Source organism: Phytohabitans kaempferiae (assembly GCF_042433955.1).
GTDB classification, from domain to species: Bacteria; Actinomycetota; Actinomycetes; order Mycobacteriales; family Micromonosporaceae; genus Phytohabitans; species Phytohabitans kaempferiae.
This window is the reverse complement of sequence record NZ_JBHLUH010000026.1, coordinates 45603-56695: the sequence shown is the minus strand read 5'-3', so window position 1 is coordinate 56695 and position 11093 is coordinate 45603. Positions and strand designations below refer to the sequence as shown.

9 protein-coding genes and 2 pseudogenes are annotated in these 11093 nt (G+C 67.8%); 6 read left to right on the top strand and 5 right to left on the bottom strand.

Going from position 1 to position 11093, the window contains the following annotated elements:
- The first annotated feature begins 17 nt into the window (after positions 1–17).
- The 3 genes from ACFFIA_RS16270 to ACFFIA_RS16250 all read left to right on the top strand — a co-directional run bounded on the left by ACFFIA_RS16270 (position 18) and on the right by ACFFIA_RS16250 (position 4130).
- The gene (locus ACFFIA_RS16270; protein WP_377251737.1) at positions 18–584 is read left to right on the top strand and encodes an enolase C-terminal domain-like protein; all 567 of its coding nucleotides are present in this window, start codon (positions 18–20) and stop codon (positions 582–584) included.
- Positions 585–724: 140 nt separating this feature from the next.
- Complete coding sequence (locus ACFFIA_RS42530; RefSeq protein WP_446686973.1) at positions 725–3352, top strand: glucuronate isomerase; 2628 nt, start codon at positions 725–727, stop codon at positions 3350–3352.
- A gap of 70 nt (positions 3353–3422) precedes the next feature.
- Positions 3423–4130 (top strand): FGGY family carbohydrate kinase, encoded by a 708-nt coding sequence (locus ACFFIA_RS16250; RefSeq protein ID WP_377251733.1) that lies wholly within the window; start codon positions 3423–3425, stop codon positions 4128–4130.
- Between the two features lie 26 nt (positions 4131–4156).
- Here ACFFIA_RS16250 and ACFFIA_RS42525 read toward each other — a convergent pair.
- Both ACFFIA_RS42525 and ACFFIA_RS16245 read right to left on the bottom strand, forming a co-directional pair.
- A pseudogene (locus tag ACFFIA_RS42525) lies at positions 4157–4306 on the bottom strand (IS256 family transposase); the annotation flags it as partial.
- Between the two features lie 556 nt (positions 4307–4862).
- Entirely contained in the window at positions 4863–6092 is a 1230-nt protein-coding gene (locus ACFFIA_RS16245; protein ID WP_377251727.1) for an MFS transporter, read from the bottom strand.
- A 74-nt stretch (positions 6093–6166) separates the two neighbouring features.
- Here ACFFIA_RS16245 and ACFFIA_RS16240 point away from each other — a divergent pair, with 74 nt between their 5' ends.
- A complete protein-coding gene (locus ACFFIA_RS16240; RefSeq protein ID WP_377251725.1) occupies positions 6167–6775 on the top strand; it encodes a CGNR zinc finger domain-containing protein in 609 nt (202 codons plus the stop codon).
- A 127-nt stretch (positions 6776–6902) separates the two neighbouring features.
- Positions 6903–7330 (top strand): annotated as a pseudogene (locus tag ACFFIA_RS16235) (YybH family protein); the annotation flags it as partial.
- Between the two features lie 697 nt (positions 7331–8027).
- On the opposite strand, the gene ACFFIA_RS16230 reads toward ACFFIA_RS16235, so the two are convergent.
- Both ACFFIA_RS16230 and ACFFIA_RS16225 read right to left on the bottom strand, forming a co-directional pair.
- On the bottom strand, positions 8028–8720 hold the full coding sequence (locus tag ACFFIA_RS16230; protein WP_377251723.1) for an SGNH/GDSL hydrolase family protein: 693 nt from the start codon (positions 8718–8720) through the stop codon (positions 8028–8030).
- On the bottom strand, positions 8717–9445 hold the full coding sequence (locus ACFFIA_RS16225; protein WP_377251721.1) for a class I SAM-dependent methyltransferase: 729 nt from the start codon (positions 9443–9445) through the stop codon (positions 8717–8719). Before ACFFIA_RS16225 ends, ACFFIA_RS16230 begins: the two co-directional genes overlap by 4 nt.
- Positions 9446–9516: 71 nt before the next feature.
- Between ACFFIA_RS16225 and ACFFIA_RS16220 the strand changes: the two genes are divergently transcribed.
- Positions 9517–10134, top strand: a complete 618-nt coding sequence (locus ACFFIA_RS16220; RefSeq protein ID WP_377251719.1) for a TetR/AcrR family transcriptional regulator — start codon at positions 9517–9519, stop codon at positions 10132–10134.
- On the opposite strand, the gene ACFFIA_RS16215 is transcribed toward ACFFIA_RS16220, so the two are convergent.
- Positions 10067–10657, bottom strand: a complete 591-nt coding sequence (locus ACFFIA_RS16215; RefSeq protein WP_377251717.1) for a S26 family signal peptidase — start codon at positions 10655–10657, stop codon at positions 10067–10069. The two genes, ACFFIA_RS16220 and ACFFIA_RS16215, sit on opposite strands and share 68 nt — an antisense overlap.
- Positions 10658–11093 lie beyond the last annotated feature (436 nt).

Genomic DNA, 11093 nt, shown 5'->3' with positions numbered 1-11093 from the left:
CCCCCGGACGCGGCATAGTGGACACACACGCCCACCCTGACCCCGAAAGATCTCTAGAGCCGTACGACCTGTTCTGGTTGGAAGACGTCACACCGGCGGAGAATCAGCAGGCGCTGCGCCGGGTCCGCCAGCACACCACGACGCCGCTGGCCATCGGCGAAATCTTCAACACCGTCTGGGACTACCAGTACCTGATCGCCGAGCAGCTCATCGACTACGTGCGCGCCAGCATCACCCATGCCGGCGGCGTGACCGGCCTGCGCCGCATCATCGACTACGCCGCCATGTACCAAATCAAGTCGGGCGTCCACGGGCCGACGGACGTGTCGCCGGTCGGGCTGGCCGCCGCCGTCCATCTCGGCACAGCGATCCCGAACTTCGGTATCCAGGAGTACATGCGGCACAGCGCCGAGACGACGGCCGTGTTCCAGCCCGCCTACACCTTCGCGGATGGGGCACTGATGCCAAGCGAGGCACCCGGGCTCGGCGTGGACTACGACGACGAGGCCGCCAAGGCGTTCCCGTACGAGGCCGCTTACCTACCGGTGAACCGCCTGACCGACGGTTCCATGCACGATTGGTAGGCCATCCGGTGTCCCGGTCATCCACATCGCTTCGGCCGCATCCTGACCGGCTGCTGCCAATCGAGCCACCGGCCCGGCGCCTGGCGCGCCGGCTGTATGAGTCCGTCGAACGGCTACCGATCCTCTCACCGCATGGCCACGTGGACGCCCGGTTGCTGCTTCGGGACGAACCGTTCCCCGACCCGTCGACCCTGCTGATCACGCCCGACCACTACGTGACTCGGATCCTGCACGCCAACGGCGTGGCGCTGGACCGACTCGGTATCGGAGAGGAGCCGCTCAGCGAGCCACAGGCACGGGCCGCTTGGCGGCTGCTGTGCGCCCATTGGGACGCGTTCGCCGGTACCCCGGTGCGTTTCTGGCTCGAACATGAGCTTGCGGACGTCTTTGGCGTCACCTTCCGACCGGGTCCCGACACGGCCGACGAGCTCTACGACGAGGTCGCCAAACGCCTGAGCCAGGACGCATACCGACGCCGGGCCCTGTACCGCCGCTTCGACATCGAGGTCCTCGCCACGACCGACGACCCGTGCGACGATCTGTCCGCACACCGCGCGCTGGCAGACGACTCGGCGTGGCGCGGAACGGTCATCCCGACCTTCCGCCCCGACGCCTACCTCGACCCCCGCCTGCCCCGATGGGTCGAGTCAGTCCGGCGTCTCGGTGAGACCGCCGACATCGACGCCGGATGCTACAGCGGCTACCTCGCCGCGCTCGAGGCGCGCAGGCAACACTTCATCACACGCGGGGCGGTGTCCACCGACCACGCACCTGTCGACCTGGGCATCGAGCCGCTGCCGCCGGCTGAGGCCGAACGGATCTTCGCCGCCGCGGTCGCCGGCACCGCCTCCGCCGCGCAGGCCACCGCCTTCCGCCGGCACATGCTCTTCGAGATGGCGCGGATGTCCACCGAGGACGGGCTCGTGATGACGGTACATCCAGCCGTGTATCGCAATCACCATGAACCCTTGTTCCAGCGGTTCGGCCCGGACACCGGCCATGACATACCGGTCCAGGCCGAGTACACCGGGCCTTGCGTCCGCTGCTCAACCGATTCGGCACCGCGTCCGGGTTCCATCTCGTCCTGTTCAGTGTGGACGAGACCAGCTACTCACGGGAGATCGCACCACTGGCGGCCTTCTATCCCGCCGTCTTCATCGGCGCTCCCTGGTGGTTCCCGGACACGCCCGCGGCCATCAGGCGGTTTCAGCAGGCGGTCACCGAAACCGCCGGCTTCACCCGCCTGGCCGGCTTCGTGGACGACACCCGCGCCTTCTGCTCCATCCCGGCAAGGCATGACATGTCCCGCCGGCTCGACAGCGCCATGCTCGCTGAACTCGTTATGCGGCACCAGATCAGCGAAGAGGAGGCGTTCGCGATCACGAACCAACTCGTCGTGCGGAACCCGCGAAAGGCGTTCAAACTTGACTGACAGTAGGTTGACCGCGACCAGGCTGTCCCGAACCGCGGGCGACGGCCGGCCACCGGCCCCGGTGCGGATCGTCCACATCGGACTGGGGAACTTCTTCCGCGCCCACCAGGCGTGGTACACCGAGCACGCACCGGACGCCGACCGATGGGGTATCGCGGCGTTCGGCGGCCGCGGCGGACACCTCGCCGCCACCCTCAGCGAGCAGGACTGCCTGTACACCCTGCGCATCGCCGGCGAGCCCACCAGGCACGAGGTCATCAGCAGCATCTCGCACGCCCACACCGCCAGGGCCGGCGACCAATGGCGTATGTACCTGCGCTCACCGCAGCTGGCGGTGGTCACGCTCACCGTCACCGAGGCCGCCTCCGCCCTGACCCCCGGCGGCCAGGTGGACCTGAACCACGAGGACCTCCGCAACGACATCGAACGCCTACGCGCGGGTAGCCAGCCGCGCACCGTTCCGGGACGGTTGGCGGACGGCCTGCGAGCACGTCAGGCGGCCGACGGCAGGCCGCTTGCCGTGGTGTCATGCGACAACCTGGCCGGCAACGGCGCCCGAGCCAAACAGGTGGTCACCGCCGTGGCCGACGCCGTCGATCCGGCCCTGTCCCGCTGGATAGCCGCGAACATATCCTGGGTCAGCACGGTCGTCGACCGGATCACGCCCGCGACGACCGCGGACGACATCGACGCGGTGACAACCGAATCGCGACGCCAAGACGATGTCCCGGTCGTCACCGAAGCCTTCACCGAGTGGGTCCTGGCCGGTGACTTCCCCGCCGGACGCCCCGAATGGGACGAGGTCGGAGCCCAATTCGTCGAGGACACCACACCATTCGAGAACCGCAAGCTGTGGATGCTTAACGGAGCCCACTCCCTGCTGGCCTACGCCGGCGGCATACGAGGCCACGACACCGTCGCGCAGGCGTTCGACGACCCCATTCTCCAAGGCTGGGTGGACCAGTGGTGGGACGAGGTCGCGACACACCTCGCGTTGCCGCCCACCGAGATGACCCGCTACCGAGCCGCACTGCGGACGCGATTCAGCAACCAACACATCAAACACCGGCTCGCGCAGATCGCCGCCGACGGATCGCAGAAACTCCCACCGCGGATCGTGCCGGTGGCGCGGGCCGAACGGCACGCCGGCCGCCTACCACACGGCGCCGCCCGCGTCCCTTGCCGCCTGGTTATGCCACCTGCGAGGCGAAGGCGCGCCCACGCAAGACCCCGCCACCGACCTACTGACCCGGGCAAACTCCGGCACCATCCAGGACGCCGTACGAACCGCCCATTCGCTACCTCGACGGCGACCTGGCAGCGGACACCGACTTAGCCCGCACAGTCGAAAGGTACACACACCACATGCTGGCACCGCTGTGACGGGCAAACGGCAACGACGCATCATGCTCGGCGTCGACGTCGGCAGCACGGGCGTCAAGGCAGTGGCGTTCGCCGTGGACAGCACGTGGCGACACGTCGTCATCCGCGAGTACCCGATGCTCCAGCCCGCCCCACGCTGGCAGGTCCAGGATCCCGACGTGCTGCTGGCCGCCACCCATCAGGCGATGTCCGCGTGCATGGCGGCAGCCGGCGACGCCGAAGTGGTCGCCATCTTGATGAGCTCGGCCATGCACGGACTCATCGGCCTCGACGCGGCCAAGAATACCGACAACGACGGTGCTCCGGCTGTCCGGAAAGGCCGGCCACCACATCGGCATTCCCTCTGGTACACCGGTTGTCGTCGGGGCCGGCGACGGACCACTGGCCAACGTCGGTGCCGCAGCGACCGCCGAGACCGTCCCTCGCCGCCGTCTACCACCACCTGTGAGCCCGAGCACCGCAGTTGGACACGGCCTCGCAACCGTCGCGGAAATCCTCGACCAACACCGGCCCGTCCGCCGGAGAAATGGTCCTCACCCGAGGTGAAAGCACGGAGATTCGCTTCTCCGGCGGACGGGACCCACCGGTTGCGATCCTCGTCCGACGCAGAGGCCAGACGCAGCCCTCAGGTCGACCTCGGCGCCATCTACCTCAACACCCGCCGCGATCCTCGCCCGGCACCCCGGGCCAGGCACAGCGCTTCAACAATCAACAGGGTCTGTCAAAGATAACGGTGTAACTGGATCTTGTTGAGTGTCTACTTTCGAGCTGCGGACAGGCGGCCTTCGAAGGTAATCTCGAATGCGTTGAGGCGGCTTCCATCGGGTGACCTAGCGTTTACGGCCCTTGCCAGTCGGGTCCAGGCTCTCACCGCCAGGTACACGCACTTGAGCGCGGCCTGCTCGGACTCCGCTCGCGAATTCGGGGTGTGTCGTTACCGGCCTGGTTGGTCCTGGTCCTGGACGCTGTTGTCCATAAAGGACAGAGTTCGACGGTCTGGGGAGGTCGGGATGTCACTGTCACCGTGTGAGGCTCGTGGCGTACCAACGGAAACCGCGCGGGTGGCGCGTGCAGCGTTTCCGAAGACGACCTTTGGTATGCGGCTGCGCGATGTCCTTGGTCCGCTGTTCACCGATGAGGCGTTCGCTGGTTTGTTTTCCGGGCCAGAGCGGCCGGCCGAGTCGCCGGCGCTGGCCGGGCCCTGGGCCGCGAGGACGAGGATCGCGGTCGCCGCCGCGGTAGACGCGGTCAGGCGGGCGACGCGGGACAGGGTGAGACGAAGGCAAGCTTTCCTTCCAACCTTGGTGACGACGACCCGCGCAGCATGAACCGTGCCCCCGCGGGCCGTCGAGTCAGGAACCGGAAAGCAGTGATAACCCGCGCCGACAGCCGCGAAATGGGAGGGTTTCTACGGAGGCGGTGCGTCGGCTCGAAGACCTTCCTCGTCTCGTCCTCGGCCGCCCCTATGCGCTTCGGGCCAGCTCCGCGCGGCGCAGTGCCGAGGTCGTGACACGCGGAGCCAGAACGCAAGCCGCGAGGGTGATTCCGACGGCGGAGACGACGAAAGCTTGCTGGACACCGAAGGCGGAGCCGAGGATCCCGCCGGTCATCGCGCCGAACGGGACGACGCCGAGGACCACGAGTCGGTAGGCGGCGGTGACACGGCCGAGGAGAGGATCAGGAACGGCCGCCTGTCGCAGGGTGGAAACGACGATCTGATTGCAGGCTGTGGCAACCGCGGCCAAGAACATACCGACGAGCGCGAGGACGACACTGGTGGTCAAGCCCAGCACAAGATAGCTGGCTGCTGGCATGAGAGCGGCCGACCATGTCACTGGTCCACCGCCGATCAGTGGGATGACCTTCTCGGCAATTAGCGAGCCGAGGACAGCCCCAGCGGCCGGGACGGCGATGAAGAGACCGTACATCGCCTCGGAAACGCCGAGCGGACCGGTCGCAAGCAGGACGAGGACCGCCCCGGTCGCGGTGCCGAAGAAGTTGATGGCCGCAGAGATGAACGCCACTCGACGCAACAAGCGGTGGCTCCAGAAGTGGGTCCAGCCCGACCTGATGTCCGCGAGGACGGAGCTGGGCGTCTGGTGCCCCGCGGTCTGATCTCGCGCCGTCGGCAGAAGCTGCGGAAGCAGCAGTGCGGCCAGACCGGCGACGACGAAGAGCCCAGCACTCGTGAAGAACGCGAGAGTCGCGGCGAACGCCATCAGAAGCGCGCCGACTGGCGGTCCCACGAAGGTGTTGATGACCGACTGGGTGGCGAAGAGCCTTCCGTTGGCTCGTTCGAGTCTCTGGCGGGCGACGATGCGTGGTGGAACGGTCAGAGCGGCGTTGTCCACCAGCGTCTCGGCGCTTCCGGCAATGAAGACCGCCATGTAGAGCAGCCAAACACTCTCCCAACCGAGCGCGACCGAGGTCGCGAGCAGCGCGAAGCCAACGGCGCGGAGCAGGTTTCCGGCGACCAGAATGCGCCGTCGATCCATCCGGTCGGTGAACGCGCCCGCCGGGAGGGTGAACAGCAGCCAGGGCAGGAACTGCACAACGGTCATTCCCGCGACCGCCAGAGGGTCGCGGGACAGTGACGCCATCAGGAGCGGAGCGGCCGCCGCCAAGATCCCGTCTGCCGTGTTGGACGTCGCCTGCGACGCCCACAGCACACCGAACGGGGCGAACCGCCGCATACCTAACTCCCTAGAACTTGTTTGGCCATTAGCGGGTACACTAACATGCAACTGCGCCTACAGGAGTTAGGGTCATGCCGTTGCCGGACGTCACACCCTCGAGAGTTGGCGGTGACGTCGCCGTCGACTTCCTCAACACGGTCGGCTGGCGACTCGACCCGTCGCGGCGGCACGAGACACTGCCCTCATACCTTCATCTACTCGCATGGGTGAAGCAGTCCGCACTGGTCTCCAGCGCCGAGGTGGAGCCGCTCACTCGGCAGGCGAACGAACAGCCCGAGCTCGCGGCCGCCGAGCACGCGCTGGTGGTCGAGATGCGCGAGGACACGTACAACGCGCTCAACGAGGACGGACACCCCGGCGTACTCCAACACCTCCTGCTCTCCGCTCACGCCAACAGTCAGTTGCATCGCGAGTCCGACGGAGCGTGGAGATGGACACCGACGACTCTCGACCTGGCAACCCCTCGGCACCGGCTCGCCCTGGAGTTCGCAAGGCTTCTCACGTCGGATTCGGTCGCACGCTTTCACCGCTGTGAAGACCAGCACTGCGGGTGGGTGTTCCTCGACGCATCTCGCCAGCACAACCGCCGTTGGTGCAGTTCCGCCGACTGCGGAAACCGTAACCGGGTACGTGCGCACTACGTGCGCTCCAAGGGCAGCTCACCAGCTGATTCGCGGTGAACCACCGACCCAGCGGCGATCAGGCGGGATGTCGGCTGGCGATCGTTCGTGCGAGGCGCGCGATGAGTTTGCGGGTCGGCCGGGGTTGTAGTGGCAAGGACCGTCAACCCGGAAGGACCGAGCTGACATGCCCACCAACGAGGAACAGATCCGCACCCTGGTCGAGCGCTGGGCCGAGGCGGTACACCACGGCGACCTCACCACGGTCCTCGCCGACCACACCGAGGACATCGTGATGTTCGACGTGCCGCCACCGCATCAGGGCGTGCGTGGCCTCGACGCCTACCGCGAGACCTGGCCACCCTTCTTCCAGTGGCAGGCCCAGGGCGCCTCGTTCGAACTCGAGTCGCTGGACATCGCAGCCGGCGAGGATGTCGCCTTCGCGTACGCCCTGCTGCCTGCGGTACGGAGCATGACTTCGCCGACAATCCCAACAACCGTCTGCGGTTGACGCTCGGGCTGCGCAAGCAGGACGGCCGATGGGTCGTCGCCCACGAGCACCACTCGTTCCCGCTCATCGACCCCTACGACCCGCCACCGGCGACGCCAGCACCAACCTACGCCTCGGACCGGCACAGCACGACCAGCGAGACAGCCACGACCGGTAACCCGACCTGAGCGGGTACCTGGTCAGCTGGTCGACACGGATTCGTTGGTCTGGATGAGCAGTAGCTGGTCGTCGGGTTCGACGGGGCCCGTAGGCTGGCCAGGTCTGTGTCGGGCGGTACGTCGAGGCGGACGGCGAGATGGGGGTGGTCGGCGGCGCCGGTGATGATCACCTTGGCGGCGCTAATGCCGGGCCGCCGGGCAAGGTCCCGGCGCAGGGCCTTCGCCAGGGCTTCCGCGCGCACGGTCGTTTTCGCCCGGCACGGGTTGCTCCGGCCGGAGCTCGACCGTGTCGCTGGACGAGAGTGACGCGCTCGCCCGCTTCAGCTCGCCGTTGGTCAGGTCGCGCAGCGGTTGAGGTCGTAGTCGGAGTTGACGCCGATGCCGAGGCTGCGGCCGAACCCCAACACTCCAGGTCAGGTCGCGTTTCGAACTGTGGATCTCCGAGGCGACTCGAACCCCAACGCCCTCTTGGTTGAAAGACCCACGACGCGCCGGACGGCACCACCTCTGCCGTGAGTTTTAGCGGCCCGACCTGCCAACATGGAAACGCGCGGATGGGTAGGGACGCGTCTGCTGCCTGCCGGCATCCTGGACGAGGTCACCCACGGCATGCATGGCCTGTCACGCCAGGACTGGGTCGTGCTTACCGGGTGAGACGGGCCGCGAGGTCCTCAGCCCACAGCCGGTAGCCGAGGGCGGACGGGTGGAAGCGGTCGCTGCCGAAGAACTCCGGCGGCGGTTGCCCTGCGGGTGAGCTGATGAAGGCGGTCCGGTCCGGGTTCTGTGCGCAGATCCGCCGGGAGACCTGGTCCAGGGTGTCGGCGCGTTCGCTCAGGTAGCGGGCGAGGGTGGCGGGCAGGGCCGGGAACTTGGTGAACGGCGGGTTCCCGGCGACCACAACCTGGCGGGCGCGGCCGGTCAGGTCCGTGAGGATGGCGGTGAGGTCGTCGCGCCACTGGGCAGGGCTGCGCCCGGCCATCACATCGTTGGCGCCGGCCAGCAGGACGACCAGGTCGAGATCATCGCCGAGGCGGGGAACGAGCTGATGCCGGATCCGCCGGGCGGTGGCACCGAAGCGGCCCACCGTCTCCCAGGCGACCGGGCGGCCGGTGTCGGCGGCGAGCCGCTGGGCGAGTGCTGCGGCGAAGCCCTCGGTGTGGTGGGTGGCGCCGCAGCCGGCGGCGGTGGAGTCGCCGACCACCGCGAGGTGCAGCGGCGCTCCGGAGACGCCGGGTACGGTGCCGTTGGTGGCGCCGCCGGCTTCGGGTGCGGGTTTGATGGTGGCGCGCAGCCAAAGTCCTTGGGCGGCGACGAGCGGCAGCAGCATCGGGTTCATGCCGCCCGGCCCAGGGTGAGGGTCGTAAGCAGGTCGAGGGTGATGGTACCGCCGAAGTCGTCGACCAGCCGGCCGAGCGCGTCGAGGCCCTGACGTTGCAGTTGCGGCGGGCGGGCCAGGAACGGGCCGAACGTGCTCACCAGCGCGAGGTATTCGTCGCGGGTCAGTGGCAGCTTGCGCCGGAACCGTTTGACGTGGACGTCGGTGAACTCGCCGGCGGCTATGACGTCGTGGTACATCCAGTCAGCAGGACGTTCCTTCGCGGTGGGGTCGAGTGTGTCGAGCATTGTGTGGATGGCGGTGGCCTGGTCCGGGTCGGCATAGCCGTAGCGGTGTCCGAACAGTGCGAGGGTTCCGCCGGCCGTGAGAGCGGCGCGGGCTTTCGCGTTGCGGGTGGCCGGTTCCAGCCAATGCCAGGCCATTGCGCATGCCAGCAGGGCGACGCCTTCCGGCGGTGGCCGCCACTGCTCGAAGGTGCTGAGGAGAACGTGGGCCTGTGGGAACTTGTCGGTGAGCCGGCTGGCCATCCGAGGGTCCGGTTCGATGCAGGTGAGCGGGGCGGCGAGGGTGACGAGGACCTCGGTGCCCTTGCCGGTGCCGGCACCGACCTCCACCACGCGAGAGGGGGTGCCGCCGTGGTAGTCGGTGATGGCGTCGGCGAGCTCGGGCGGATAGCCAGGGCGTGCGGTTTCGTACTGGTCGGCGACTGAGCCGAAGACATCCATGGCGACTCCCTCGTATACGCTGCCGTATAGGGGCGACGCTAGCGTCCATATACGGCGGCGTATACAGTGAGGTGAGTCACATCAAATTCGAGACTCGTACGCCGCGAGAGCGCTGGATCGCAGCCGGGCTGGACGCACTTGCGGCTGGTGGGCCGGATGCCGTCCGGGTGGAGGCCCTGGCGAAAAGCCTCGGCGTGACAAAGGGCGGGTTCTACGGCTTCTTCGCTGACCGGGAAGCCCTACTGAAAGCCATGCTGGACACTTGGGAGCAGGAAAGCACGGACAGCGCGCTCGAACGCGTCGAACGCGAGGGCGGTGACGCGAGAACGAAGATCACCCGGGCCGGCCTGCTGACCTTCAGCGCGCACCTGCTGCCGATCGACCTGGCCGTGCGCGACTGGGCCCGGCGCGACGAGGCCGTCGCCGAGCGACTGCGGCGCGTCGACAACCGACGGATGGACCTGCTGCGGGAGATGATCGGAACCTTCTGCACCGACCCGGACGAGGTGGAGGCGCGCAGCGTGCTCGCCTTCTGCCTGCTGATCGGCGAGCATTTCCTGGCCGCCGACCACGGCGACCGCACCCGGGCGCAGGTGCTACGCCGGGCCGGCGACTTGATCCTCAACCGGGGCACCAGCACCGTGTCGCGTAACCCTCATCGCGAAAGTCCTGGTAGCGCCGAGCGCTGATCCGGCGCGGCCCGCAGTGATTCGGGTCCGGCGACTCGTCCAGCGACGCGTCCTCGGCCACGTACGGCTCGTCCAGCAGCCTACCGTCGACCGTCACCGTCCCCGCAGCACCGCAGCAGGCGACGGTTTCACCGCCGACCGCGACGACACGTTTGAGCAGCGGCACCTTGTGGTCACCCCAGAGGCCGCCGGGAGAACGGAACAGCACGACGTCGCCGCGCCGCGGCTCATACCTGCCGGTGACCGTCCACACAGTGATGACCTGGCCGGACCTGACCGTCGGCTCCATACTGACGCCGCCCTGGGCGAACCGCTCGGTAGCTCCCGTCTCGGTCGCGTCACCATCGCCACAGCCAGCAACCACTATCACGAGAAGGAGCACCATCAGCCTGCGCATCCAACGGATGCTGCCAGAAACGGTGGTGCCGTGCGGTCCGCCGGGCGCGGTCCTACCCGGCACCGTCCCTACGCCAAGGTCACATACGCTGTCATGCCGCTGATGGCGCGCGTCGGCGCCGCACATGCGGCTGCAATCGAAACCAGCCTCGCCAAAGCCCTCAGGACTCCCACGACAAGGTGAGGGTATGGCCAGGGCCACCGGGTCGTCGCGCCTACTCGACGAGGCGGACGCCGGCGGCCCCTTGCGCCAGCCGTACTACCTTCAGCTTTCGTTCGGGTAAATTGCCGCCTATTGGCTCAGGATTATGGTGCCGTGTAGGCGTAGCACCGACTGGGCATCGGTTTGCGTCGATCCCGCCACACCCCCCAAACCCAACACCCCAGGTCAGGTCGCGTTTCGAACGTGGATCTCAGAGCCGACTCGAACCCCAACGCGCGGTCGAGTGGGCGTCGCCGTGCGCGTCGCGCAACGGGCATTGCTCGGCACCCCGACAACAGGTTACGCACGCCCGCCGGGTGGCGGTTGATCGACTGGCAAGCCGAAGTTGGCGTTGGCTACC